Source organism: Methylobacterium sp. DB0501, from assembly GCF_011043735.1.
GTDB classification, from domain to species: domain Bacteria; phylum Pseudomonadota; class Alphaproteobacteria; order Rhizobiales; family Beijerinckiaceae; genus Methylobacterium; species Methylobacterium alsaeris.
Window position 1 is genome coordinate 526,591 of sequence record NZ_JAAKGV010000001.1, and the last position, 24,231, is coordinate 550,821.

The following is a 24,231-nucleotide window of genomic DNA, read 5'->3' on the forward strand; positions in this document are numbered from 1 at the left end:
TGAATGGCGTTACGGCGCTCAGCTCAGCGCGGCGATCAGCGCCGTGTCTTTGTTGGTGAAATCCGGGTCGACATAGATGCGCACGGCACGGATCAGGTCGCCGTCGAACTCGAAGACGTTGCAAAACAAGCCCTGGGAGATCTCGCCGTCCGGGAACGGCGTGCCGTCTGACGTCTCGCCCCACTCGCGCCCCTCGACCGCGATCGTGTCGCCGGCTTCGATGAAGGACAGGCCGTCGATGTCGTGCTCGAGCCTGCGCAGCACCTTCGCCATGCGGATCGTGAAGGTGCGCACTGCCTCCTTGCCGATCGCCGTGCCGAACTTGGGATAGGTCAACCGGATATCGTCGGTGTACAGGTCAAGGACGCGGGTATCGGCGGCATCGGCATAGCGGAAGAACTGCCGGATCATATCGCGCCGGTCGGTGGAGTCTGGGTTCGCCACTGCGGCTCTCCTGTCGACGCTCACGCGTCCTGGATGATCTCGATGAGGTTGCCCCAGGGATCGGCGAAGAAGCCGCCGCGTCGCCGGATCGGCTCATATTCGAGTGGGCCGGCGACGATCGTCACGCCGCGCCGCCCGAGCTCGGCAAGCGTGTCCTCGATGCTGTCGACCTTGAGGCAGAGATGGTGCCAGCCCCGCTGACCGAGTGAGGCCTCGATCTCCCCCGCTCCCGGGCGGTCGACGGCGCCGGGGCCAGCCGCGATCTCGATCTGGAAATCGTCGTCGTCCGGCGGCGCGAGGAAGCCCCACTTCAACCCGACCGCCTCGGTGGTGGCGGTCAGCCGGAAGTCGAGCTTCTCGGTGTACCAGGCAACGGCTGCGTCGAAATCGGGCACGCGCACGCCGGCATGGTCGCCGCGCATCGACGCGAGCGGGCTGGACGGCTTTCGGGGCGGTGAGAACAGCGCCATCGTCAGGCGCTCAGCTGCCGGGCGACCGCCTCGGCATCATGGATCGCCGCCATGTGCTTGAAGCGGCCGTCGATCACCTGATAGACGGCATATTCGACGACCTCGAACGAGGCGCCGGTCGGCTCGACACCAACGAAGGTCTTGGCCGGGGTGCCAGTGTTCACGAGCTGCGCGCCGAGCCGGTCGCCGTCGATGATGAGGTTCGTCAGCTCCCAGTGAAGGTCTGGAACCGCGCCGGCCTCTTCCCGCTGCACCGCGAGGATGTCCTCGCGGGTGGCCGGCTTGCCATTGAGGGTGACCTCGTCATGGATGAATGTGTCCATGACATCGAAGTCCCTGGCATTCAGGGCGGCAATGTAGCGATCGTAGAAATCGCGCAGGTCTGGGTTCGACATTGTTATCTCCATTGATCGGTCAGGTGGAAGCTTGCTGGATTCTCAGCTTGACGGTTGTCCGGGGCGGTGCGCGCGGGCGAGATTGGCGACCAGCTCGGCTCGGGTCTGAGCACTCTGCTTCCAGGCGGGCTGGCCCGGGCGGGTCCGCCAGGATTCGCTGAGAGGGCTGTTGTCGACGTTGTCGAAGCCGAACTGGTCGTAGAGCCGCGCGACGATCGCGACGGCCTCGGGAAAGTTGCTGGACGCGGACAGCGCCAGCCGGTCGGGTGCCCCGGAGGGTTTACCCCAGGTCAGAATCCGCGGCGCCTGGATGTGGGTGAACGCCTTCACCACCTTCGAAGCGGGGAGCTGCTCCTGCCGCAGCTCGTGCTCGGTCTTCTCGCCCGAGTCGACGATTCCGTAGTTGCCGTCGCGCCACGGCATATAGTTGTTGGTGTCGATCACGACCTTGCCCGCGAGCGCATCAGCCGGCATGTCGTTGACCAGCTTGAGCGGCGCCGCGACGACGACAAAATCGCCGGCGGCAGCGGCTTCCGCCGCCGTGGCAGCGCGCGCCGCCGGACCGAGTTGTTCGACGAGATCGGCCAACGTCTCGGGCCCGCGCGAGTTGGCGAGCACGACCTCATAGCCGCTGGCGATCGCCGCACGCGCGATATGACTGCCGACCTCGCCCGCGCCGATGATGCCGATGGTGGTCATGCGGCCCCGACCAGCGCTTCGCTCCTGGCCCAGAGCTGCCGCGCCTTTCCCTCATCGAGCGCATAGGAGCGCACGCCATCGGCGAAGGGGTTGGGCGTGTCGTCGACTGTCGCAACACGGACATCTTCGAGATACCTACCGCCGATCTCGTCTCCGTCTGCAACGACCGCGGCCCAGACCGTCGTCGCGGCCGCCTGACCGACGTCCTTCAGTTCCGCTGGCGGCAGCCCCGCCTCGGCGCGCGCATTGCCCACGGTCTGGAACAGGCCGTTCAGCTCCTCTTCGCTGAAGTTGCGGGGAAGGTCGGTCAGGCTGTTGCCGGGCATGACCGCGGCCGCGCGGATGCCGCGGGCTCGATGGCGGCGGTCGAACTCGACGGCGAACAGCGCATTGGCCGTTTTCGACCGGCCATAAGCGACGAACGGCTCGTATTCCTGCCGCTCGAAATTGGGATCGTCCAGATCCACGTCCGCGACGCGATGCGCCTGCGACGACAGCACCACGAGGCGGCCGCCGTCGACAAACAACGGCTCGATCCGGGTGACGAGCGCGAAGTGGCCGAGGTGGTTGGTCCCGAACTGCGTCTCGAAGCCGTCGGCGGTCCTGCCAGCGGGCGTTGCCATTATGCCGGCATTGGCGATGATGGCATCAAACCGGCGGCCGTCGGCGAGCAGCCTGTCCGCGGCGGCCCGAACACTCGCCAACGACGCAAGGTCGAGCTCGATCAGTTCGAGGCTGCCGCCGGCGGTTTCGGCCTCCTTAAGGACCGGCACCGTCGCCGCCTCCGCCTTTGCGATGTCTCTCACCGCGCCGACGACGCTGGCGCCGCGCGCGACCAGCGCCCGCGCCGTCTCCAGCCCGATCCCCGACGAGATGCCCGTGATAAGGTAGCGCTTTCCCGAAAGATCGATACCGGCGAGGACCTCGTCGGCGGTCGACCGGGCGTTGAAATTGTCTGTCATTTTCACTCCTGCTGACCATCGCGCCAGTGAGCCAACCCCGGCCATCCGATAACATAACGGACATTACGATAATGACTGTTACGGAATCTGGACAAACAGAGTCAAGCGGTTTAGTAATGACCGTTATGAAAAGTGGGGAGCCGACCTGATGGGACGTCGTCGTGAGTTCAATGAGGTGGAAGTGCTCGACGCCGTGCTCCCGGTTTTCTGGCGAAAGGGCTATGAAGGCACGTCCTATGCCGATCTGGTCGATGCGGCCGGCGTGGAGCGGCCGGCGCTCTATTCGGCGTTCGGAAACAAGGAAGCGCTCTTCCGCAAGGCGCTGGCCCGCTATGAGGAGCTGTATCTCCACTATATTCCCGAGGCGCTCGAGCTGCCTACGGCGCGTGACGTCGCGGCGCACTTCCTGCGCAGCACGGTCGAGCTCAATACGCGTTTTGAGGATCGCACCGGCTGTCTGGGCATCAATGGAGCAATGGCGGGCGGCGAAGAGGCCGAGCCGGTGCGCCAAGCGCTGGTTGCGTTTCGCGCAGCCGGCCAGCAGCGCTTCCGCGAGCGCTTCGAAAGCGCCAAGGCGGAGGGTGATTTGCCCGAGGCCGCGGACCCCGCCGTGCTGGCCGCCTACGTCATGACGGTCAGCCAGGGGATCGCGGTGCAAGCCAAGGCCGGGGGCTGCCGCGCGCTGCTGCACGCGGTGGCGGAACAGGCGCTGGCGTCCTGGCCGACGTAGGTCGGCACGCGCGGCGACCCTGCCCGAATGCGCGCGGAACTCACCCTGGGATTGCGTGCGGAGCGGCGTGACTGGATCAGTTCTCGGGAACCGGCACGTCGAACGCGTTCAGCAGAATGCAGATCACGGTGTAGCTGGCGACCAAGAATGCGAGTTCGCCCACACCTTCGTTGCCAAACAGCGCTCGTGCCTGTTCGTAGGTCGAGGCGGGCACCGAGCCGCCGCCGGTCGCCGCCGTCACGAAGTCGAAAGCGGCAGCCTGCATCTCGTCGAGATCCGGCGGACGCTGGCCGGCGGCGATCGCCGCGATCAACGGTCTCGGCAATCCTGCCTCCACCGCCATCTTCTCGTGGGAATAGAGTTCGTATCGCGCCTTGAAGCGCGCGCCGACCGCCAGGATCACCACCTCCCGCACCGTCTCCGGCAGGGTCGCGCCTCCGACCAGCGAGTCGAGAAACGCGAACGCCGGCGCGCCGAACCGCGGGAAGTGCAGCAGCGCCGGGAACGGACCGATCAGCGCGCCGTCCGCGTCCTGCGAGGCGAAGGCCGACAGGCTTCGTCCCATGCGCTCGACGATCGCGTCGTGCAGGGCACGCACCTCCGGTGAAAGATCATTGGGCGGGATCGGCGGCAGGCGCATGGCGGATCCTCAGGGCTGACCGGGAAAATGGTCGCGGATCAGCGCTGCGACATGGGCGACGGCGACGTCGCCCTGCGCGCGATTGGCGACGGCGAGGTGCAGCGGAAAACCCTCGACCGCGATCGGCGGCTCGCAATAGTGCAGCTCGGGTTCGTGATGCATGCACGCGCGCGGCAGCATGGCGATGAGGTCGCTGGCCAGCAGCAGCGGCGGCACCATCAGGAAACTCGGCACGGTGATCCCGACCCGCCGCCTGCGTCCGAGCAGCGCGAGCTGGTCGTCGAGCGGCGTGCGGCGGCTCCCGCGCGCCGAAAGGACGACGTGCGGAAAAGCGAGCCAGCGGTCGAGATCGAAGTCCTGCGCCGCCGGATGCCCGCGCCGCATGGCGACGCAATAGCGCTCGACATAGAGTTCGGTGCGCACGAATCCGCTGCCGGCCTGCGGCAGAACCGAGATGGCGACGTCGGCCTGGTCGCGCGCGAGCGCATCGATAACGTCCTCGCTCTCGCGCCAGTGCAGCAGCACCAGGCTGATGCCCGGCGCGGTGCGTCGGGTCTGCTCCCACAGGATCTGGAGCAGCGTGAGCGCGGGAATATCGGTGGAAACGATGCGGACCGTGCGCTCCACCGTGGCCAGTTCATCAGGCGGGGCGCCAATCACAGCGCGAGCCTGTGTCAGCAACGCGCGGATCGGCTCGCGTAGTGCCTGTCCGCGCGCGGTGAGTTCCATCCCCCGGCCGGCGCGCACGAGGAGACGATCACCGAACAGCTTGCGACACCGGTCGAGCGCGCCCGAGACCGAGGGCTGGGCCATGCCGAGCCGGCGCGCCGCGCTGACGAGCTTGCGCTCCTCGAGCACGACATCCAGCACGACCAGAAGATTCAGATCGACATCCCTAAGGTCCATGTGACGAGGCTATCTGCCAATCGGCCGTGACGATAGACGGAACGCGGATCATCGCCGCTGTCGATTGTCCGATATAGGCCACGCCTATCGATCCCATCCGCTCTCGCGACGTTTACGGTTCAAGATCAATCGCCGGAGTACGCAGTCATGATTTTTCATTCGATCCGCTTCCAGTTGAAGGAGAGCGTGACGCCGGAGCAACTCGATCCCGTGCTCAAGCAGTTACACAAGATGGGCACCGAGATTCCGGTCATTCAGACTTACTGCGTCGGCCGCGATATCGGCGGTGACTTCGACTATGGCGCCACCTTCGTCGTCAAGAACATCGACGACTACAAGACCTACATGCATTCGCCGATCCACCGGAAGGTGGACGAGATCGGCCTGCCGCTGGTGGTCGACATGGTCTCGTTCGACGTCACCGACGAGGAGGACCCAACCATCCCCGACCAGATCAAGGCGATCCACAAGGAGCGGTTCGAAAGCGACCCAGCGCTCGCCAAGCTGGTGCAGGGCCTCAAGTCCTACTCCGGTAGCAGCAGGCCGGAGTGAACGCGATGGCGAAGCCCGTGCTCACCGCCACCGGCGGTGGCTACGCCCCGGACGGCTGGAAGCAGTGGCCCGAAGACGAGGAGTTCTCGGCCCAGTTCGTCCGCATCCTGGCCGCCGCGCAGGACGGCGCGAGCACGGTCGGCGAGTGCTTCCAGACGGCGGGCCGCATCCAGTCGGGCGATCGCGATGGCTGGCACGAGTCCTGGCTCACGCCGGCGGAACGCTCCGTTTCGCGCGCCGAAGCGGCCGAGGCCGCCGGTCATCGCCTGACTGCCCGTGCCAACTGGATCCGCGCGGCCAACTATTTTCGAACCGCCGAATTCTTCCTCGACCCGGCCGATCCCCGGCGCCTTTCGACATTCGACCGGATCGAGGCCTGCTCGCAGCGCGCGCTCACCTTGTTCGAGCCGGCCGGCGAGATCGCGCGCATCCCCTATGAAGATGGCACACATCTCGACGCCTATTTCCTGATCGCACCGGGCGAAGGGCGCCGCCCGGCGGTGATCGCCTTCGGCGGCCTCGACGAATATAAGGACGAGCTGATCCAGGAGATGGAGCGCTATGCGCTCGCCCGCGGCCTCTCGCTGCTGCTGGTCGACCTTCCCGGACAGGGTGGAACGCTGCGTCGGGAGGGAATCACCGCGCGACCGGACACCGAGGTGCCGGTGGGGGCCTGCATCGATTGGCTGCTTGGCCGCGATGATGTCGATCCCGGTCGGATCGGGGTCTACGGCGCGAGCCTGGGGGGCTATTACGTCACCCGCGCCGCCGCGCGCGAGCATCGCGTGGCCTGCGCCGTCTCAGACGCGGCGCAGTGGAAGGTGGCAAAGTCGGCGCAAGCGCTGTTGGCGCAGCCCAACAGCATGACGGCAGTGCTCTCGCGCTGGGTGTTCGGCGCGCGTGACATGGAGGAGTTGGTCACCGTCACCGAGCCGTTCGATCTCGAAGGCGTGGTCAAGGATATAGCCTGTCCCTTCCTAATCGTGGCGGGTGAGCTCGACAGCTTCGGCACCCACAACGCCGAGAGCGTATATGCAGAAGCCAAGGCGGCGGGCGTCGACGTGACGATCAAATGGTTTTCGCCCGAAGAGACCGGGGCCGCGCATTGCCAGATCGACAATCCGACCATCGGCATGGAGCTGATCTGCGACTGGCTCGCCGATCGGCTGGGGCGTTGAGCACCATGTCCGAAACCACTCTCGTCACGCTTGCCGAACGCTGGCGGCTGCTTTGGAACGGGGATCTGGCGCTGGGACGCGAGATCATCGCCGACGACTTCGTCGCCCATGCCGCGCCTATGACCGGATCGGGCGATGACCTCATTCGGGGACGTACGGCGCTCGAAGCCTGGATCTCAGGCATTCACGAATTGCTCGACGAGCTCGCCTTCACCTACGAGCTGGGGCCGATCACCCAGGGCAACCTGATGGCGGTGCGCTGGCGCGCGCGGGGCTGCTATCGTGGCGGCTTTCCCGGCAGTCCACCCGAAGCGATCGGCCGCGCGGTGACCTTCACCGGCACCGACAGCCTACGCACAGAAGATGGCTGCATCGTCGAATATTGGGGCAACGCAGACAGCCTGCTGTTCGTCCAGCAACTCGGTGTTCAGACGATGCCGGGCTACTAGCGACTCGCGCTACCCAATAGGGCCGCCACAGCGATGACTCGAACTGCATGCCGCTATCGGCCGCCGTATCCGCTGCGCTGGCGTACTCCCGGCGACGTTAGAGCAGGATACGGCGGCGAACGGCGGTATGTGGCGCACCCGACACGATTCGAACGTGTGGCCTCCACCTTCGGAGGGTGGCGCTCTATCCAGCTGAGCTACGGGTGCATTATGCTTACGCGGTGCTTACGCGAAAAATCTTAGAGTTGAAAGCGCCAACCTCGGTGCTCTCAAAGTGCTGTATTTCAAGTGTTTTTCGAACTCCTTCTCACAATCGTTCCGCTTGACATCAGCCTTCGGAGGGCAACGCTCTATCCAGCTGAGCTACGGGTGCTGACCGCGAAGCCTCTGTAGCCCGGCTCCGCCCGGAGCGCAACAGGGAAAGGGATCGGGCGTCCGCTCAAGGGGATCCGGGCGAAGGCTCCTGCGGCAAAGGTCACACGGTCGAATCGTGTCGGGTGCGCAGGGGGAGGGGAGGCGAGGGCTGGAAGGGGCCGGCAATGTTCCCCGGTTGTGGACGGCGTGCGGCGCGGCTGACGCCGCGTGCCGCTGGTGTGCCGGCTGAGCCTGTGCTGATCTGACGTCGCCGTCGTGATGGCCGATGGAATGCGAGGAGCGCAGCAGGCGTGACCGGTGTCTTCGCCCATTCGGCGCCAGGCCAGCCGACGGCGCAGTGGGAGGCCCTGTCGGACCATCTCGCCCGGGTCGGCGACACGGCTGCGCGCTTTGCCGACGTCTTCGGCTGGGGCGAGCTGGCGCGACTGGCCGGCACGCTCCACGACATCGGCAAGGTGTCCGAGGCGTTCCAGTCCTACCTTCACGGTCGGGGCTCAAGCTGCGACCACTCGACGGCGGGCGCCCGCGTGGCGGCAACCGAATATCCTCACCCGGTCGGACGGATGCTCGCCACGATCGTCGCCGGGCATCATGCAGGTCTCGACGATGGCGACGGGATCGACCGGCGGCTCGATCCGCACCAGGCGGAGATCCCGGCCTTCGAGGGGTGGCGAAGCCATGCAGCGACGCTCGCGCCGGTGGCGGGTCTGAGACCGACGCGGCGCTTCGCGCAGAGCGTGTTGCCCGGCTTCACCGACGCATTCCTCACGCGAATGCTCTTCTCCTGCCTAGTCGACGCCGATTTCCTGGAAACCGAGCGCTTCTACGCCGGCGCGCAGCCAGTCCCTCGCGGCGGCTACCCCGAAATCGCCGTTTTCCAGGCACGGCTCCGCGCCCATATGGACGGGCTTTCGGCGACGGCCCGCCCCGGCCTGGTCAACGTCGTGCGGGCCGAGGTGCTCGCGTCCGTGCGCGAGCGGGCAGCCCTGGCCCCAGGTCTCTTCATACTCACGGTCCCAACGTGAACCGCTCCGGGTTTCCCGGCAACTGTAATCAGATCGCGGCGGCTGGGGTGTAATCGGTACCGCTGGCGAGCATGGCGTTCAGTGTAACCAGCAGTTTGCGGGCAGTAGCCGTCAGTGCCGCCTTGGTCGGTTTTCCGGCCAACTGGAGGCGCTGGCGGAAGTCTCGGAATATGGCACACCGCCGGGAGGCTTGCAGAGCTGCGAGGTAAAGGATCGTTCGGACGATTGGCCGACCACCGCCGACGCTGCGTGGGCCGACACGCTTGCCGCTGTCACGCGCGATCGGTGCCAAGCCCGCCAGGGCAGCGATGCTGCGGCGATCAAGCTGCCCGAGTTCAGGCAGCTCGGCGATCAATGTCGCGGCAACGATTGGACCTACACCAGGAGCGGTTTGAAGGCGCTGATTGAGAGGTGGGATTGCCCCGTTTCTGTGGTTCTTGCTCACTTTGCGTGGATCAGGCGGCCAGAACCATGCGGCGTTTCAGGAGATCGAGGCCTGCCCGTCCGTAGCACTGGCGCTTGATGAGCTTGAGCCGGTTGACCTGGCCTTCAGCCTGGCCGCTACTCCATGGCTCCATGAGAGCAGCCCGGACGGCAGCGATGTCCGCCTCCAATCCCGAGGCGAACGTCGCGATCGCAGAAGCCTCACAGGTCCGGGCCTTCGTGATCCAAGCCTCGATGTCTGCAGCGGCGTCCTAATCATCGGCCACGGGCTTGCCCTTCCCGGCGGCGCGCACGAGTGCGGTGAAGCGGCGGGCCAGACCCGTGACGGCCCGCGCAGTGTCGTCCTGCTCGACGCGGCTCACCACAGCCGCTTCGCTCTCATCCAAGACCGAGGTCGGCTGCACGAGCAGCCACGCCAACTGCCGTGCTGGCGGCAACGGGGCTTCCGATCCAAGCGGCTCCGAAGCGGAAGCCTTGGCACTGCGGGGCTTGCGGCCTGACCGGACCGGCCTCGTCCGGCGCTCGGCGACGAAGCGATGCACTTGCCGGCTCGTCCCCGGGTAGCCCTGCTCCCGGATCTCGCGCCACAGCGCCATGGCGTTCTCGCAGCCCTCGTCGATCCGCCCCGCCAGGTATGCGCCGTGCGGATCAAGCAGGCTCGGCCCGGCACCGTGAGGCAACCGCGTCGGGAACGTCTCGGCGCTGGCATACTTGCGCACCGTCGCACGAGCCAGCCCCAGGGCACGGGCGATCGCGAGCAGGGGTTCCCCACCGGCATGCCGGCGGCGGACCTCGTCGTAGACAACCTGCCATCGCATCCGGCTCTGTGCCCCCGCTTCCAACTCCGACAGAGAGCGGGCAAAGGCGCGGTCGCGCCGGGCGGGACGAACGGTCGAGCCAGGGAGGAGCGGCAGGCTGCGCAACCGGGCATGGGCGCCGTGGAGCCAGCGTTCGACGGCCTGCCGCATGTTGGTGAGCAGGTGCCATCGATCGGCGACCTGCTGCGCCTGGGGAGCGCCAAGGCTTGCGCCTCGGGCGTACTCGGTCGAGCGATCCCGGGCGACGAGTTCGACGCCGGAGTGCTGTTCGAGCCAGCCGGCCACCGTGGGTGCCGTACGATCAGGGAGGAGGTCGATGACGCGGTGACGATCGAGATCGACGACGATCGTGCCGTACCGGCTGCCCTTACGGATTGCCCAGTCGTCGATCCCGACCCGGATGGGAGCCGGCGCGTCGGGCATCGGCATGCGGGTGACGAGCCGCAGCACGGTCGCGCGACTTGCCGGCATGTGGAGGTGCGTGAGGAGACGCGCGCCGCCTGCACCGCCGCAGGCGAGGCCGACCCTGGCCTGCACCTCGCCAAGCCGCCGCGTGCGCCGGGCGCGCGGTGCGAGGAAGGTCATAGGCGTCTCGGCGAAGGTCCGGCGTCGGCAGGTTGGGTTGAGGCAGTAGAACCGCCGCACCTCGATGCGGAGCCTGGTCTGCGATGCCGACACTGGCAGGTCGGCGGGCTGGCGGTGATAGCGGCTATGGACGGACCGGCTCGCCTGCCCGCACTCGGGGCAGCGGCCGCTGGCTGCGTCCAGTCGCACGGGTATGATGAGGTGATCCTCGTGCTGCTCTACAAACCGCGCGACACGACACTCGGGGATGGCGAAGGAGATATCCATGCCCATCCACGATGGGGAGGGCGGGCCTGCCCTGCAGCGGCCCGAGTCAATCCACCGCCATCCACGCAAAACGAGCAAGAACCACCGATCCGGGGCAATCCCAAGGGCAGAGTTCTGGATCGGCTTTGATCAGGTCACCGATCTGCGCCTCGACCTTCGCGATGCGACGATCGAGAACCGCAATCAAGCTCACGATGTCAGCGCGGGCTTGGCGGTCAGCTGTTTGCTGGAGCCTTGTGGCCTCCTGTTTACGGATCTCGACGAGTTGGCGACGGCGGGTCGCCTGGGCCTGAAGGGCGCGTCGGGCTGCGGCGAGGGGCTGTGTCGTTGCGGGCCGCAGCCGTATCCCTAACTCTGCCAATATACGCGCATCGACGCGATCGGTTTTCCCGATCACTCCCATGGCCCGGGCAAAATCGCGAGCCTGTCGCGGGTTCACGCGACTGAACCGGACATTGCAAGTTTCGAGAGCATCGCGCAGCACGCGATCATAACCACCACTAGCTTCGAAGATGACCCATGCCCCCTGCTTTGCACATGCAGCGGCGAAGCTTCGTGCTGCAGCAGTCGTATTTGCGATCCGGCGTGCGCCGCTGAGCGCATGGTGAACGTCGAGCCAGTCCTTGGCAACATCAACTCCGACGAAGATGTCTTGCATCATGATCCCTACTCCTGTCCTGCGGGATCGGCCGAAGCTGTCCCAATCAACTGTCCAGGCTGATGCTTCATGGCGCGGACGGCTCCCGATCCGGGAACTGGGCTCAGACACCCTGGAGGCTCGCGGGATGCCGTCCGCGGGAGCAGAGTAGATCAACCGCGACAGACAGGAGGCTCCAACTTCTGAGAGGATGGAGCCATGACGAAGCGAACAGCCCCTTTTTCGCCTGAGGTGCGCGAGCGCGCGGTGCGGATGGTGCGCGACCATGAAGGCGAGCATGGCTCGCAGTGGTCAGCGATCCAGTCGATTGCGGCCAAGATCGGCTGCTCGGGCGAGACGCTGCGGAACTGGGTGCGTCAGTCCGAGCGTGATCAGGGCGTGCGTCCTGGCCAGACAACGGACGAGCGCGAGCGGATCAAGGCGCTGGAGCGAGAGGTTCGCGAGCTACGCCAGGCCAACGAGATCCTGCGCAAGGCGAGCGCGTATTTCGCGATGGCGGAGCTCGACCGCCGGTCTCGGCCATGATCAGCTTCATCGACGAGCATCGAGAGGTCTACGGGGTCGAGCCGATCTGCAGGGTGCTGCCGATCGCCCCGTCGACTTACTACGCGCATGCCGCCCGGCGCGCCGATCCGGACAAGCAACCGGTTCGTACTCGCAGCGACGCCGCGTTGATGATCGAGATCCAGCGTGTGTTCGAGGCGAACTTCTGCGTCTACGGCGTGCGCAAGATCTGGCGGCAACTGGCCCGGGAGGGGATCGTGACCGCGCGATGCACGGTGGCGCGGCTGATGCGCCGATTGGGCTTGGCGGGGGTGGTGCGAGGCAGGACCGTGCGCACCACGATCTCCGACCTGGCCGCTGCCTGTCCGCTTGATCGGGTTAACCGCCACTTCAAGGCTCCCCGGCCGAATGCCTTGTGGGTGAGCGACTTCACCTACGTAGCGACGTGGTCGGGCTTCGTGTACGTGGCCTTCGTCATCGATGTGTTCGCTCGGCGCATCGTCGGTTGGCGAGCCTCACGCAGCGCTCATGCAAGCGTCGTTCTGGATGCTCTGGAGCAGGCATTGCACGAGCGTCGTCCCGTCCAGGGCAGCGGCCTGGTGCACCACTCGGACCGCGGCTCGCAATACTTAGCTCTACGGTACACCGAGCGCCTGGCCGGAGCGGGCATCGAGCCGTCGGTCGGCAGCGTCGGCGACAGCTACGACAACGCCTTGGCCGAAACGATCAACGGCCTGTTCAAGGCGGAGGTCATCCACCGACGCGGACCCTGGCGTTCCTTCGAGGCCGTCGAGTATGCCACCCTGGAGTGGGTCGACTGGTACAATCATCGCCGCCTGCTCGCGCCGATCGGCAACATCCCTCCCGCCGAGGCCGAAGCGCGCTATCATGCCCACGTCGGTGACCAAGCCCTGGCCGCCTGACCCAAGACAAACAGCCTCCCAAAAACCCGGAGCGGTTCACAGATCGATCGGGGTCTGTCGATGACCGGACAGCAGAGAGCCAGGCTCCGAGCGCCCAGATGGCCACTCCCGGATTAACCTGAGCTTCCTTGTGCGGTCAGGTCAGCAATTTCGATCATTGTGACCTGAGCTTATTCAGGGATCGATTCGCGGCAGCACGCTCTGCCCGAACGCACCAATGAAGGCCTCCTGGCTAGCACCTACCTGATGGACGATGATCTCGGCAAAGCCCAACGTCGCCAACTCCGTCAACCAGGCTGCGTGCTGCCCGAGATCGTGCGAGATGCGCACGCTAGCATGCATGTCTACGGGGCGCACGAAGCGGGCGGCGGTCTCGAAATCCTCCGGGCACCGCAGCTCCCAGTTCACGTCGCCCTCGATGGCATTGCTGGCCCACTGGGCGTGGGCCTCCGCGAGTGCCCGCGCTGGGTCGGGGTCCCAACACACCTTCGTCTGCAGGAAGATCGGCTTACCCGCGCCGCCACCTTCACGGAACACCTCGATCACGGGGCGCAGCTTGCCCGGCTCGATCCCGACCGTGACCAGCCCGTCCGCCCAGGCTCCGACCGCGCGGGCGCTCGCGGCAGTCACGGCGCCGCCCAGGAGAAGCGGTGCGCATCTGGGACGTGAGTAGAGGCGGGCATCGACCACGGTGACACTGCCATGGTGGGTGACGGTCTCGCCGTCGAACAAGGCGCGGATGATCCCTGCACACTCGGCGAGCCGCGCGTTGCGCGCGGCCTTGTTCGGCCACGGCAGGCCGGTGATGTCTTCGTTGAGCCGCTGACCGCTGCCGAGCGCCAGCCACAGGCGCTCGGGGAACATTTCGGCGAGCGTCGCAGCGGATTGCGCGAGAACGGCCGGGTGATGTCGGTAGCCCGGTGCGGTGATGATGCCGAACGGAATGTGCGTCGTAGCCAGCGCTGCACCGAGCCAGGACCAGGCATGGCCCGAATGACCCTGTGCGTTGCTCCACGGCTTGAAGTGCTCTGAAGACATCGCGCAGGCGAAGCCCGCCGCCTCCGCCGCCTGCACGTGGCGGAGGAGGGCGGAGGGTGCGTGCTGCTCGTGCGAGGCGTGGTAGCCGATGCGTGCCATGCTGGTCTCCCATCTCATCATCGACCGCCCGCGATGCGGGGCGCGCGCCGGACGTCGGTCTCGCGCAAGGAGCGGTCGGCGTAGGTGCCCTGCACCGCGGCGCGGCCGCCATGCTCGAAGAGGTCGAGCATCAGCGCGCTATGGATGAAGCCGAGATGGCTGAAGGCCTGCGGGAAGTTCCCGAGGAACGCGCCGTCCTCCGCCGCCTCTTCGCTGTAAAGTCCCACATCGTTCTTCATCGCTCGCAACGCTTCGAAGCGCATACGAGCGTCCTCCTCGCGGCCGAGCCAGAGCAGGGCGTCGACGAGCCAGAAGGCGCAGAGGAGGAACGTGCCTTCGTGGCCCGGCAGTCCATCGTCGTTCTTGTAACGGTAGACGAGGTGTCCGTGCCCGAGCCGCTCGATCACGGCATCGACGGTGCGCGCGAAGACTGTCTCGTCGACAGGAAAGCCGACCATCGGCGCGATCAGCACGGCCGCGTCGACGGCGTCCGTGCCGAGATATTGCGGGTAGTAGCCGTCGCGGTGAACCGCCCCGCCGTTGACGAAGGCGACGATCCGGTCGCGCTCGCGGCACCAATCCGGCTTCTCGCCGAACAGGCGGATCGCCCGGTCGAGGGCGACCCAGTTCATGATCGCGGCGTGCAGGTAGCGCTCTTCCGGCTTGCGCGGCTCCCACAGACCGGCATCCGGCTCGTGCCAATGGGCCGCCGAGATGTCGGCGAGACGGGCGCCGTGCCGGCGCATGTCATCCGACAGGGTGCCGCCGAGCCGGACGTAGAGATACAGCAGGTCGAGCACCTGCCCGTAGGCATCGGCCTGATGCTGCTCGGCGGCCTCGTTGCCGTGCTGCACCGGTGCGCTGCCGCGCCAACCCTCGAAGTGCTCGATCTTCTGCTCCGAGAGATCGCCCTCGCCGGAGATGCTGTAGAGCGGCTTGAGCTGGCCCTCCTCGCGCTCGCACAGCGCGGACACGAAGCCGAAGAAGGCCTCCGCCTCCCGGGACATGCCGAACTTCTTCAGGACGTAGAAGGACAGGCAGGCGTCGCGGATCCAGCAGAAGCGGTAATCCCAGTTGCGGATACCGCCGATCTCCTCGGGCAGCGAGGTCGTGGCCGCGGCCACGATCGCGCCGCTCGGCTCGTAGGTCAGGCCCTTGAGCACGAGGGCCGAACGCATCAACTCGTCCGCCAGGGGGCCGACATAGGCGGCATCACGGGTCCACAGCACCCAGGCTTGGCGCGTGTCCTCCATCAGGGCGCGGGCATCTGGCGGAGCATGAGGGGCATCGGCCAAGTAGAGCGCGAAGCTCTGCTCCTGCTGGGCTTCGACGGTGAAGCGTGACACCGCGCGGCGTTCCTCAGCCGCGAAATCCGTGCTCGCGACGAGGCTGGGACAGCCCGGCGCGGAGATGCGTCCTTCCGCGATGGAGAGCGGCGCGAAACTGTCGGCGAAGCCTGCGAGCGGGCGATAGGTGGCAATCATCGCTACGCGGCCGGAGACACCGGTGACGAGGCGCACGAGGCGCGGCCGATCCGCGCCGCTCTCCGCCCCGACCATGAAATCGTGCAGGGTGACGAAGCCGTTCTCGGTCGTGAAGGTCGTCTCGAGGACGTTGCTGCGGCTCAGGTATTGCCGCGTCGTCTCGAAGCGCCCCTCGGGCTGGATGGTGAAGTGGCCGCCGCGCTTACGGTCGAGCAGGCGGGAGAAAGACGGGTTGGCGTCGAAACGCTCCAAGCAGGCCCAGTCGATCGCTCCGTCGCGGGCGACGAGGGCGGCCCCTTCGCAGTTGCTCAGGAGAGCGTAGGATTCGATCGGCTGGTAGGGGCGGTCTTCCGCGGCAGGCATGTGTGATCCTCTGGCGGCGCGGTCGGCCGCCTTTCGCGTTGTCGGTTCGGCTTGAGATCAGACGTCGAGGCGGAAGGCTGGCTCCAGCAGGCCGCGTGCGCCGACCTCGACGAGGAGCGTGCGGCCGTGATCCGGGTCCGCGGCGCGCGCCGACGCGTCCATGCCCTCGTAGCCGCTCGTGACCAGCAATCGGTCGAGGTCGCGTCCGGCGAAGGTGGGGCAGGTCGGCTGACGCACGGGGACTGCCACCGTGCGCACCCGTTCACCCTCCGGGCTGTAGGCGTCGAGGCAGGCCGCGCCGAAGCGCGCGGTCCAGATCAACCCGTCCACATCCACGGCGGCGCCGTCGATTCCACCCTCGCCGTTGCTGTGATCGTAGTGGGTTTCGGGCTCCGCCACGGGCAGGCCGGTGGCCGGATCGAGCCTGACGCGCCGCAGGACGCCTTCTTCGGTATCGACGAAGTATCCAGTCGCCCCGTCGGGTGAGAAGGCGATGCCGTTCGGCGTGGTCAGGCCTCCGTAGAGGCGTGTCACGCGGGTGCCTGCGACGTGATAGATCGCGCCGCGCCCGGTCTCGGCCTCGCGGTTCATCGTGCCGATCCACAGGGCACCGGACGGGTGGACGCGGCCGTCATTGGAACGGTTGCCAGCAATTTCCGCCTCAAGCGGACACAGCCGGCTCAAGGAGCCGTCGATGATGGTGCGGACGTAAAGCCCATCCTCTGCCGAGAGAAGCTGCCGGTGGGTATCGATCGCGGCCACGTCGCTCGCCAGGAAGGGCAGCTTGTGGATCCGGGCTGGGCTATCTCCCTCGCGCAAGGAACGTTCGAACAGACGCGCTTCGAGGATGTCGACCCACCAAGCGGTATCGGTCACCGGATCGTAGCTGGGACCTTCACCGAGATGGCATCGGCTCGGGTCGAGAATATGGATCGACGGGGCAGAGGCCAACATGGGAGCCTTTTGTTAGATTCGCAGGCAACGACGCGCGCTTTGGCGTTTGGTTCCAGCGAATATTCTACGATTTGTGGATCTGCTTGCTGTGCGACCCTTACGTTTGATCGATAGAATTATTCCTCCCTACGGTGTCAGACTATAGGTGATGGTCCCGCCGCTGGAATGCTCGGGCGTGCGAGGGATCGCTCCGCATCGTTCTCAGGGCAGCAGGTTTCGCCTTGTCACGCGCCGCAGCTTCCTCGGTCTCGCGCAAGGCTGCTAGCGAGGATGGGGATCGGTGTCGTCGAAGGCCAAGGGGGAGCGTCGGCATAGACTATTGGGCGATGCCTGTTGCGATTTGCGGGTCGGCCGGCCACCGACGACGTAGATGCAGCAGGCGGGCGGCAGCGCGTGCCGCCTGACCCATTCGAAGTGCCTGATCCAGATATCCGGCACGTTTGAGCGGGTAACTTCATCCCGCCAGAATTTTTCCGCCGTGCGCACGAACACAGTGTTCCCGCCAAGCCGCCAGACGCGAGAAACTTCTTGCGCCCGGCATGGTTGACGGTGCGACAAGACAACAGACCGGAGAAGGCATGTCCGTATCGCAGCGCCGTGAGCAACGACTTCTCGACACCAGCGAAGCGGAACTGGTCGCTCGTTCTCGTCGGCCACATCTTTCGGCCGAAGGTGATGCTGAAATCTCCGAGCTGATCAGGCTCTTGCGCGAACGGCGCGATCGCGCTCGCGACGTATCACGCCGCCAGCGCCGCGAGGTGCGGGGCAAGGCTGCACCGTCCGGCACCCGCCCGGCCTCGGACAATAGCGGCACCCGCGAGAAAGCGGCTCTGCTCGCGGCCGCGGTGAAGCGTGTCAGCAAGGAGCGCGAGCGGCGGCGCAGCACGACGGCCTCGCACGCCCGTCGGGCGCTCGCGATAAAGCAGGCCGCGGGCGATCCTGCCGCGGGCCGCCCGGCGTCGCGGGCTTCGAACGACGGCATGCACCCGGTCCCGGACGACACGCGGGCGCCTTCCGGCGCTCTCAACGAGGAAGGCCAGGAGATCGCAAGGCGTCGTGGCGGCGGCCCGCGCTAGCAGGTCTGAGCACGCCGACCTGCCCGACGCAGCGTGACAGATCGGTGCCGCGGGACATCTTGATACGCGCGGCGCTCACCCGCCCCGGCCGATGTCGGAAATCGCGGCGTTCGCGCATGGCCCGCGAGCATCGTCCGGGGACGGCAACGGCCGAGTGATTCCGGTCGGACGCCGTCGATCCTTAGCCCATCCAGGCGCAGCGCCAGCTGACAGAGCGCCCTACGAGCGGACGTGGGCGGCCATCCGCCGGACCGTCTCGCCATCGCCGACGGTGCCGACACGATAGACGCTGGCGTTGGGGTCCACGACGAAGGCCACCACGAGGGATTCTGAGATGGCGCGCATCCGCACCTCCGCGCCCTCTGGGCACAGGCCGCTTTCAGCCTCGCTGAACGTCTGCTCCTCGGCTTCAATACAGCCAGAGAAAATGAAGAAGTAGGTGCGCCAGCCTGACCGGGATGGGAGAATCGTGGTATCGCCCGAATTCATGCGAATGTCGTGACACTCGACGGCATTGCGCACGGTGAAGCGAGCCTCGCTCCCGGTTGGACCGAACACGTGGCGCCATCTGTTCGTTTCGAGCTTCGGCAAGCGTCCGTGCTGGATATGTGGATCGAGATCGGCGACCTGAGGGCGTACGAAAATCTGAAGCATCCGCAGTGGAGGATCGTCGTTCCGCGTGCGCTCCTCGTGCTGGAAGCCGCGCCCGGCATTCATGATCATCAGGTGATCGGCATCAAGGGTCAGATGTCCGCCCTGCGGATCATCGTGGCGCATGATACCGGCCGGAACCCAGGAGATGATCTCGTCCTGCACGTGCTCGTGGAGCTTAATGTGGGTGCCCGGGGCTAAAAACGACTCCATGATTGTCGCCAATGGGCCGAGGCCGTGGTCGGCGAGGCCGTGCTCAAGATGGCCCGGGAAGTAGGCTCTAGCGACGAACCCAACGCTGGCGATGGCGTTCTCGGTCGTGCGCTCGGCTTTCGCGATCACGGGACTCCGTGGCGATCCAGGGGTGAGGCATCCGCGCGGGATGCTGCGTTCGACAACGCTCATGGCGGCGTCGGCTGCTGTCGCCAGCGCGGAAAAATGCATGGCTCCGGGATAGGCATCACGCAGACCATTCGCCGATTAAGCGACTCACGACATCGAAGCTCACCGGGTGCCAAGGATCGCACCCGCCAAGGGCTGGGCCAGGAGCGCCATGAGCACATAAGGCACCCCTCACGATGAAGGTCGGATTTCCTTGGACTTCGTAATCCGCGCTGCCGAATGCGCCTAAGCGCGAAAGCGGCTCGGCTGGGCTCCGTCGATGGCTCAGCCGGCCGCGAGCCCAAGGTCTGAGCGCCCGGATCGCTCTCCGTGGCCGGATGTGGCCCATTTGTGCCGCGGACACGCTTCCAAGAGCTAAAGATGAGCTCACGAAGCGCTAAGTCCTTCATGGATCAGGAGGTCGATCTAGCACCGGCTCTACTCGTCCTCCACCTTCGGAGGGCAGCGCTCTATCCAGCTGAGCTACGGGTGCTGACCGCGAAGCCTCTGTAGCCCGGCTCAGGGCGGAGCGCAACAGGGAAAGGGATCGCCAGGCCGCTCAAAGGGATCCGGGCGAAGGCTCCGCAGGCGAAGGGCACACGGTCGAATCGTGTCGGGTGCGCAAGGGGAGCGGAGGCGAAGCTGAGAAGAGCCGGCAGTGTGGACGGCGTGCGGCGCGGCGGACGCCGCGTGCCGCTGGTGCGCTGGATGGGCCTCACTTCGGTTGTCTGCGGGCCTGCCGAGTCCGTGCCACGAGCGTGCTCCGCGGAAAGCCGGCCTGTCGCATCAGGGCTTCGACGACAGCCTCGGGCACTGTTACCTCGTTCGATGACGGGCAGGCTCCGCGCCTGGATGCCGTCGACGAAGAGCGCAGCCGCCAGCGAGTGGCGGATGGGCAAGCGGTTGCCCCGAGGGGCGGCTTGCGTGCAGAACGCAACCAGATCTTCGCGGGGCTCGACGATGATGCCGAACCCGGCGTGGAAGGGCCTGGCCTCGACCAGCCGCATGCCGATCGCAAGGCCTCAGTGTGCCGAGGATCTCGTTGGGAGGGCCAGAGAGACGGCGTCCGACGACGAACGGCTCCGGGGGCTCGGTCCTCCCTGGGCACGACGCGGCCGGCCCGGCGCTCGACCTCCCGCGAGAGGGACCGGCGCGCCTCCCCGCCCGCCACCGCCGGCGGTCCGTGCCGGGGCGTCGACCGGTTCACGGGAGATAACGCGGGGCGGACCCCAGCTTCAGGGCCTCACGCGATTGCGGCGCGACGGGTTAATGCTCTAGACAGCTCCCGGAGCCGCGGTTCCGCAATGAGATAACCCAAGGGCAGGAAACGATCGTGGACGAGATCGAAACCAGGACGATCCGCAAGGTCATGTGGCGGCTGATGCCGTTCCTCGTCGTATGCTACTTCGTGGCCTACCTCGACCGGGTCAATGTCGGCTTCGCCAAGCTGCAGATGAATGCGGCCCTCGGGCTGTCGGAGGCCGCCTACGGGTTCGGCGCCGGGCTGTTCTTCATCGCCTACTTCCTGCTCGAGGTGCCGTCGAACCTCGCGCTCGACAAGTTCGGCGCGCGGCTCTGGATCGCCCGCATCATGTTCAGCTGGGGCCTGATCTCGGCCCTGTTCGCCTTCATCCAGCCGATCTCGCGGGCGACCGGGATCTCGAACGAGTGGGTGTTCTTCACCTTACGCTTCCTGCTCGGCATCGCCGAGGCCGGCTTCTTCCCGGGCATCATCTTCTACCTGACGCTCTGGTTCCCGTCGGTCTACCGGGCCCGCGTCGTCGCCATGTTCATGCTGGCGATCCCGTTCTCGTCGATCGTCGGCGCGCCGGTCTCGGGCGCCCTCCTGAACATCACCGGGGGCGGGCTCGACGGCTGGCAGTGGCTGTTCATCCTCGAGGCGCTGCCGTCGATCGCGATGGCCTTCGTGGTGATCTTCTACCTCACCGACCGGCCGGGCCAGGCGAAGTGGCTGCGCGACGACGAGAAGTCGTGGCTGGAGACGCGCCTCGAGACCGAGCGCCAGCAGAAGGTCGCCGTCGAGCACCTGAGCATCGGCAAGGCGCTCTCCGACCCGCGGGTGCTGGCCTGCTCGTTCGTGTATTTCTGCCTCAACGCGGCGAGCTACGGCGTCGCCTTCTTCCTGCCGACCATCGTCAAGGGCTTCGGCGTCAGCAACTTCCAGACCGGCCTGCTCTCGGCGCTGCCCTTCGTGTTCGGGGCGATCGGGATGGTGCTGCTCGGCCGCAGCTCCGACCGGACGCTGAAGCGCCGCGAGCACGTCTGCTTCGCGATGATCGTCGCGGCGGTCGGCGTCGCGGGCGCGGGGCTGGTGTCGAGCCCGGTCCTGATCCTCGGGCTCCTCTGCCTGAGCCAGATCGGCGTCTCGGCGACCCCCCCGCTGCTGTGGCCGATCCCCAGCGCCTTCCTGACCGGCACCTCGGCCGCCGCCGGCATCGCGGCGATCAACTCGATCGGCAACCTGTCGGGATTCGCCGGGCCCTACGTCATGGGCTACCTCAAGGACCTGACCGGCAATTTCACCGCCGGCCTGCTGGTGCTGGGCGCCTGCACGCTGGCGGGCGGCATCGTGGCGATGACCCTGAAGGTCAGCAGCGAGCTGGAGACTGCGGCCACCAGGGCGGCCGCGGCGGAGTGACGATACCGCGCGCTGCCGGACGGGCTCGCCCGGCGGCGCGGGACGATGCAAAGGGGTTCGGGGGCGTCAGCCCCCGAGCGACCGCAGGGCCGGGTACAGGCCGCGATAGCGCCCGAGCCGCTCGGCATAGGCTTGCGTGAGGCCGGGATCCGGCTGCACGGTCTCGCCGCGGGGCGGCTTGGCGCAGACCGTCGCGGGCGCCTCGCCGGTGGCGGCGAGCCGGGCGAGGCGGGCCGCCCCGAAGGCGCCGCCGTGCTCGCCCTCGGCGAGCGGGCGCAGGGGCACGTCGAGCACGCTCGCCAGGATGCGGATCCAGGCCTCGGACCGCGCGCCGCCGCCGATCACGTCCGCCGCCTCGATCCGGCTGCCGGAGGCCCGCACCGCGTCGAGACAGTCGCGCAGCGAGAACGCCACCCCCTCCATCACCGCCTGCGTCAGGGCCGGACGCTCGGTGCCGGAGGACAGGCCCGCGAAGGCGCCGCGCACCGCGCCGTCGTTGTGCGGCGTGCGCTCGCCGGCGAGGTAGGGCAGGAACAGGGCCTCGCTCGGGCGCTCGATCCGGCCGACCTCCCCCACCAGGGTCGCCTCGTCGGCGCCCGTGATCCCGGCCCACCAGGCGAGGGACGCGGCGGCCGAGAGGGTCACGCCCATCTGGTGCCACAGGCCCGGCAGGGCGTGGCAGAAGGCGTGGACGGCGCCCTCCGGATAGGGCCGCGCGCCGTCGGTGGTGGCGAACAGCACGCCCGAGGTGCCGAGCGACACGAAGGCGTCGCCCGGCCGGATCGCCCCGAGCCCGACGGCGCCTGCGGCGTTGTCGCCGGCCCCGCCGGCGAGGATCGGCGGGGTCGCCATGCCCCAGCGTCTCGCGAGGTCGGGGCGCAGGGTCCCGGCCGGGGCCGAGCCCTCGACGAGGCGCGGCATCGCGGCGGGGTCGAGACCGGTGGCGGCGAGCGCCTCGCCCGACCAGGCCCGGGCGGCGACGTCGAGCCAGAGGGTGCCTGAGGCGTCCGACATCTCCTCGATCGCCTCGCCCGTGAGGGCGAGGCGCAACCACGCCTTCGGCAGCAGGACCCGGGCGGTCTTCGAGAAGATCTCCGGCTCGTGCGTCCGGACCCAGAGCAGCTTCGGGGCCGTGAAGCCCGGCATGGCGATGTTGCCGGCGACCCGGCGCAGGTCCGGGAACGCCGCTTCGAGGGCGGCGCATTCGTCCGTCGCCCGGGTGTCGTTCCACAGGATGCAGGGGCGCAGCACCCGGTCGGCCGCGTCGAGCAGGACCGCGCCGTGCTGCTGGCCCGACAGGCCGATGCCCCTGACCGCCGCGAGTTCGGCGGGGTGGCGGTCCTTGAGGGCGTCGAGGGCCCGCTCCAGGGCGGCCCACCACTGGGCCGGGTCCTGCTCGCTCCAGCCCGGATGCGGCCGGCTCACGGTGAGCGGCGCCGTGGCGCTGCCGACGACGCGTTGCGCCGCATCGACCAGGACGGCCTTGAGGCCGGAGGTGCCGAGATCGAGACCGAGGAACATCGGGAGACCAAGCCTCAGGAGAGCGCCGGCAGGAGGTCGTCGCGAGTCGGCAGGTCGGCGCCGAGGCGGGTGCAGGTGACGCTCGCCGCCGCCACCGCCTCGGACAGGATGTCCCGCAGGGCGTCGGCGTCGAGGCCGAGCAGCGCGTCGCGGGAGAGCCGGCCGTCGCGGTCGAGGCGGGCGAGCAGGGCGGCGTGGAAGGTGTCGCCGGCCCCCACCGTGTCGATCACCGCGACCTTGCGGCCCGGGACGGTGATGGTTTCATCGCCATGGTAGGCCCGTGCCCCGTCCGGACCTGCCGTGACGACCACGAGGGCGATGCCGGCGGCGAGCCACCGCCTCACGATCGCCGCCTCGTCGGCGCCAGGGCCGTAGGCGGCGCGCAGGTCCTCGTCGGAGAGCTTCACGATGTCGGCATGGGCCGCGAGGTCGTCGAACCGGGCGTGCCAGCGGGCGAGATCGGGGATCAGGCCGAGGCGCAGGTTCGGGTCGAGGCTGATCACCCGCCGCCGCGCCTCCCGGGCGGCCAAAGCCGCGTAGGCCGTGCCGACGGGCTCGGCCACCAGCGAGAACGACCCCATGGCGATCGCCCGCACCGCGTCGGGCAGGGCGGCGGGCAGGTCGGCGACCCCGAGGTCGGCATGCGCGCAGGATTCGGCGTGGAAGCTGTAGGCGGGGTGGCCGTCGGCCCCGGTCGACACGATGGCGAGCGGGGTCGGCCGCGGGCTCTGCTTCGCGAAGGCGAGATCGACGCCCTCCGCCGCCAGTCGGTCGGCCAGCATCCGCCCGAACGCGTCGGCGGAGAGGCCGGCCAGGAAGGTGCTGTCCGCCCCGAGCCGGCGGATGCCGATCGCCAGGTTGAACGGCGAGCCGCCCGCCACCGCCAGCGCCGGCAGGCCGCCGCGCTCAGGATTCGGCCTCCCGGTCTCGACGAACAGGTCGATCAGGGCTTCGCCGCAGACCAGGATCATGGGGGGACTC

At 67.6% G+C, this 24,231-nt stretch carries 23 protein-coding genes, 1 tRNA gene, 1 pseudogene and 1 other annotated feature; of the genes and pseudogenes, 8 read left to right on the forward strand and 17 right to left on the reverse strand.

What is annotated here, in order from left to right:
• Positions 1 to 18: 18 nt before the first annotated feature.
• The 5 genes from G4G93_RS02450 to G4G93_RS02470 are packed head-to-tail and all read right to left on the reverse strand — an operon-like array spanning position 19 to position 2,970.
• A complete protein-coding gene (locus G4G93_RS02450; RefSeq protein ID WP_206289432.1) occupies positions 19 to 444 on the reverse strand; it encodes a nuclear transport factor 2 family protein in 426 nt (141 codons plus the stop codon).
• Positions 445 to 464: 20 nt separating this feature from the next.
• Positions 465 to 914, reverse strand: coding sequence for a VOC family protein (locus tag G4G93_RS02455; protein ID WP_099957405.1), 450 nt, complete (start codon positions 912 to 914; stop codon positions 465 to 467).
• 2 nt (positions 915 to 916) lie between these two features.
• Entirely contained in the window at positions 917 to 1,309 is a 393-nt protein-coding gene (locus G4G93_RS02460; protein ID WP_099957404.1) for an ester cyclase, read from the reverse strand.
• A gap of 42 nt (positions 1,310 to 1,351) precedes the next feature.
• Complete coding sequence (locus G4G93_RS02465) at positions 1,352 to 2,008, reverse strand: NADPH-dependent F420 reductase (protein ID WP_099957403.1); 657 nt, start codon at positions 2,006 to 2,008, stop codon at positions 1,352 to 1,354.
• A complete protein-coding gene (locus G4G93_RS02470; RefSeq protein WP_099957402.1) occupies positions 2,005 to 2,970 on the reverse strand; it encodes an SDR family NAD(P)-dependent oxidoreductase in 966 nt (321 codons plus the stop codon). Before G4G93_RS02470 ends, G4G93_RS02465 begins: the two co-directional genes overlap by 4 nt.
• 148 nt (positions 2,971 to 3,118) lie before the next feature.
• Here G4G93_RS02470 and G4G93_RS02475 point away from each other — a divergent pair, with 148 nt between their 5' ends.
• A complete protein-coding gene (locus G4G93_RS02475; protein WP_099957401.1) occupies positions 3,119 to 3,700 on the forward strand; it encodes a TetR/AcrR family transcriptional regulator in 582 nt (193 codons plus the stop codon).
• A gap of 76 nt (positions 3,701 to 3,776) precedes the next feature.
• Here the strand turns inward: G4G93_RS02475 and G4G93_RS02480 are convergent, their stop codons facing one another.
• Positions 3,777 to 4,340, reverse strand: coding sequence for a carboxymuconolactone decarboxylase family protein (locus G4G93_RS02480; protein ID WP_099957400.1), 564 nt, complete (start codon positions 4,338 to 4,340; stop codon positions 3,777 to 3,779).
• A 9-nt stretch (positions 4,341 to 4,349) separates the two neighbouring features.
• Entirely contained in the window at positions 4,350 to 5,246 is an 897-nt protein-coding gene (locus tag G4G93_RS02485) for a LysR family transcriptional regulator (RefSeq protein WP_099957399.1), read from the reverse strand.
• 147 nt (positions 5,247 to 5,393) lie between these two features.
• Here G4G93_RS02485 and G4G93_RS02490 point away from each other — a divergent pair, with 147 nt between their 5' ends.
• Genes G4G93_RS02490 through G4G93_RS02500 form a run of 3 tightly spaced genes read left to right on the forward strand, consistent with a single transcriptional unit; the run spans position 5,394 to position 7,425 of the window.
• Positions 5,394 to 5,798 carry a Dabb family protein gene (locus tag G4G93_RS02490; RefSeq protein ID WP_099957398.1) on the forward strand — a complete coding sequence of 135 codons (405 nt, stop codon included), beginning with the start codon at positions 5,394 to 5,396 and terminating at the stop codon, positions 5,796 to 5,798.
• A 5-nt stretch (positions 5,799 to 5,803) separates the two neighbouring features.
• Positions 5,804 to 6,976: an alpha/beta hydrolase family protein gene (locus tag G4G93_RS02495; protein ID WP_099957397.1), complete on the forward strand. Its 1,173-nt coding sequence runs from the start codon at positions 5,804 to 5,806 to the stop codon at positions 6,974 to 6,976.
• A 5-nt stretch (positions 6,977 to 6,981) separates the two neighbouring features.
• Positions 6,982 to 7,425: an ester cyclase gene (locus G4G93_RS02500; protein WP_165080825.1), complete on the forward strand. Its 444-nt coding sequence runs from the start codon at positions 6,982 to 6,984 to the stop codon at positions 7,423 to 7,425.
• A gap of 130 nt (positions 7,426 to 7,555) precedes the next feature.
• Here the strand turns inward: G4G93_RS02500 and G4G93_RS02505 are convergent.
• Positions 7,556 to 7,632 (reverse strand) — tRNA-Arg (locus G4G93_RS02505).
• 458 nt (positions 7,633 to 8,090) lie between these two features.
• Between G4G93_RS02505 and G4G93_RS02510 the strand changes: the two genes are divergently transcribed.
• Positions 8,091 to 8,825: a CRISPR-associated endonuclease Cas3'' gene (locus G4G93_RS02510; RefSeq protein WP_165080827.1), complete on the forward strand. Its 735-nt coding sequence runs from the start codon at positions 8,091 to 8,093 to the stop codon at positions 8,823 to 8,825.
• Positions 8,826 to 8,853: 28 nt separating this feature from the next.
• On the opposite strand, the gene G4G93_RS02515 is transcribed toward G4G93_RS02510, so the two are convergent.
• The 3 genes and pseudogenes from G4G93_RS02515 to G4G93_RS02525 form a co-directional block, all read right to left on the reverse strand.
• Positions 8,854 to 9,270: a transposase gene (locus tag G4G93_RS02515; protein ID WP_165080829.1), complete on the reverse strand. Its 417-nt coding sequence runs from the start codon at positions 9,268 to 9,270 to the stop codon at positions 8,854 to 8,856.
• 10 nt (positions 9,271 to 9,280) lie between these two features.
• Positions 9,281 to 10,939, reverse strand: a pseudogene (locus tag G4G93_RS02520) (ISL3 family transposase).
• Positions 10,940 to 10,985: 46 nt separating this feature from the next.
• On the reverse strand, positions 10,986 to 11,600 hold the full coding sequence (locus G4G93_RS02525) for a transposase (protein ID WP_165080831.1): 615 nt from the start codon (positions 11,598 to 11,600) through the stop codon (positions 10,986 to 10,988).
• A gap of 195 nt (positions 11,601 to 11,795) precedes the next feature.
• On the opposite strand from G4G93_RS02525, the gene G4G93_RS02530 reads away from it, so the two are divergent.
• Positions 11,796 to 13,024 (forward strand): IS3 family transposase gene (locus G4G93_RS02530; RefSeq protein WP_165080833.1). Its coding sequence is split into 2 segments (ribosomal slippage): positions 11,796 to 12,090 and positions 12,090 to 13,024, totalling 1,230 coding nucleotides; the frame shifts between segments, so codons are not numbered across the junction.
• Positions 12,077 to 12,193: a sequence feature (AL1L pseudoknot), on the forward strand. (Overlaps the previous gene by 117 nt.)
• Positions 13,025 to 13,198: 174 nt before the next feature.
• Here G4G93_RS02530 and G4G93_RS02535 read toward each other — a convergent pair.
• From G4G93_RS02535 to G4G93_RS02545, 3 genes are read right to left on the reverse strand one after another with little or no spacing between them, the layout of a single operon-like run.
• Positions 13,199 to 14,161 (reverse strand): TIGR03885 family FMN-dependent LLM class oxidoreductase, encoded by a 963-nt coding sequence (locus G4G93_RS02535; protein ID WP_165080835.1) that lies wholly within the window; start codon positions 14,159 to 14,161, stop codon positions 13,199 to 13,201.
• Positions 14,162 to 14,178: 17 nt separating this feature from the next.
• The gene (locus G4G93_RS02540) at positions 14,179 to 16,008 is read right to left on the reverse strand and encodes a glycoside hydrolase family 15 protein (protein ID WP_165080837.1); all 1,830 of its coding nucleotides are present in this window, start codon (positions 16,006 to 16,008) and stop codon (positions 14,179 to 14,181) included.
• 57 nt (positions 16,009 to 16,065) lie between these two features.
• Entirely contained in the window at positions 16,066 to 16,962 is an 897-nt protein-coding gene (locus G4G93_RS02545) for an SMP-30/gluconolactonase/LRE family protein (protein WP_165080839.1), read from the reverse strand.
• 578 nt (positions 16,963 to 17,540) lie between these two features.
• Between G4G93_RS02545 and G4G93_RS02550 the strand changes: the two genes are divergently transcribed.
• Entirely contained in the window at positions 17,541 to 18,038 is a 498-nt protein-coding gene (locus tag G4G93_RS02550; protein WP_165080841.1) for a hypothetical protein, read from the forward strand.
• Positions 18,039 to 18,257: 219 nt separating this feature from the next.
• Here G4G93_RS02550 and G4G93_RS02555 read toward each other — a convergent pair whose 3' ends face one another.
• Positions 18,258 to 19,031, reverse strand: a complete 774-nt coding sequence (locus G4G93_RS02555) for a pirin family protein (RefSeq protein WP_206289433.1) — start codon at positions 19,029 to 19,031, stop codon at positions 18,258 to 18,260.
• A gap of 1,372 nt (positions 19,032 to 20,403) precedes the next feature.
• On the opposite strand from G4G93_RS02555, the gene G4G93_RS02560 reads away from it, so the two are divergent.
• Positions 20,404 to 21,729 (forward strand): MFS transporter, encoded by a 1,326-nt coding sequence (locus tag G4G93_RS02560; RefSeq protein WP_165080845.1) that lies wholly within the window; start codon positions 20,404 to 20,406, stop codon positions 21,727 to 21,729.
• Between the two features lie 66 nt (positions 21,730 to 21,795).
• Here G4G93_RS02560 and xylB read toward each other — a convergent pair whose 3' ends face one another.
• Together xylB and G4G93_RS02570 are read right to left on the reverse strand one after the other, a co-directional pair.
• Entirely contained in the window at positions 21,796 to 23,250 is a 1,455-nt protein-coding gene (gene xylB, locus G4G93_RS02565) for a xylulokinase (protein ID WP_165080847.1), read from the reverse strand.
• 14 nt (positions 23,251 to 23,264) lie between these two features.
• Entirely contained in the window at positions 23,265 to 24,221 is a 957-nt protein-coding gene (locus G4G93_RS02570) for a carbohydrate kinase family protein (RefSeq protein WP_165080849.1), read from the reverse strand.
• Positions 24,222 to 24,231: the final 10 nt, after the last annotated feature.

Bases quoted from the DNA above. Each gene is read 5' to 3' on its own strand.
- G4G93_RS02460 (WP_099957404.1), bottom strand. From the start codon at position 1,309: ATGTCGAACCCAGACCTGCGCGATTTCTACGATCGCTACATTGCCGCC.
- G4G93_RS02570 (WP_165080849.1), bottom strand. From the start codon at position 24,221: ATGATCCTGGTCTGCGGCGAAGCCCTGATCGACCTGTTCGTCGAGACC.
- xylB (WP_165080847.1), bottom strand. From the start codon at position 23,250: ATGTTCCTCGGTCTCGATCTCGGCACCTCCGGCCTCAAGGCCGTCCTG.
- G4G93_RS02500 (WP_165080825.1), top strand. From the start codon at position 6,982: ATGTCCGAAACCACTCTCGTCACGCTTGCCGAACGCTGGCGGCTGCTT.
- G4G93_RS02535 (WP_165080835.1), bottom strand. From the start codon at position 14,161: ATGGCACGCATCGGCTACCACGCCTCGCACGAGCAGCACGCACCCTCC.
- G4G93_RS02495 (WP_099957397.1), top strand. From the start codon at position 5,804: ATGGCGAAGCCCGTGCTCACCGCCACCGGCGGTGGCTACGCCCCGGAC.
- G4G93_RS02550 (WP_165080841.1), top strand. From the start codon at position 17,541: ATGTCCGTATCGCAGCGCCGTGAGCAACGACTTCTCGACACCAGCGAA.
- G4G93_RS02525 (WP_165080831.1), bottom strand. From the start codon at position 11,600: ATGATGCAAGACATCTTCGTCGGAGTTGATGTTGCCAAGGACTGGCTC.
- G4G93_RS02485 (WP_099957399.1), bottom strand. From the start codon at position 5,246: ATGGACCTTAGGGATGTCGATCTGAATCTTCTGGTCGTGCTGGATGTC.
- G4G93_RS02455 (WP_099957405.1), bottom strand. From the start codon at position 914: ATGGCGCTGTTCTCACCGCCCCGAAAGCCGTCCAGCCCGCTCGCGTCG.
- G4G93_RS02545 (WP_165080839.1), bottom strand. From the start codon at position 16,962: ATGTTGGCCTCTGCCCCGTCGATCCATATTCTCGACCCGAGCCGATGC.
- G4G93_RS02465 (WP_099957403.1), bottom strand. From the start codon at position 2,008: ATGACCACCATCGGCATCATCGGCGCGGGCGAGGTCGGCAGTCATATC.
- G4G93_RS02470 (WP_099957402.1), bottom strand. From the start codon at position 2,970: ATGACAGACAATTTCAACGCCCGGTCGACCGCCGACGAGGTCCTCGCC.
- G4G93_RS02475 (WP_099957401.1), top strand. From the start codon at position 3,119: ATGGGACGTCGTCGTGAGTTCAATGAGGTGGAAGTGCTCGACGCCGTG.
- G4G93_RS02540 (WP_165080837.1), bottom strand. From the start codon at position 16,008: ATGCCTGCCGCGGAAGACCGCCCCTACCAGCCGATCGAATCCTACGCT.
- G4G93_RS02490 (WP_099957398.1), top strand. From the start codon at position 5,394: ATGATTTTTCATTCGATCCGCTTCCAGTTGAAGGAGAGCGTGACGCCG.
- G4G93_RS02480 (WP_099957400.1), bottom strand. From the start codon at position 4,340: ATGCGCCTGCCGCCGATCCCGCCCAATGATCTTTCACCGGAGGTGCGT.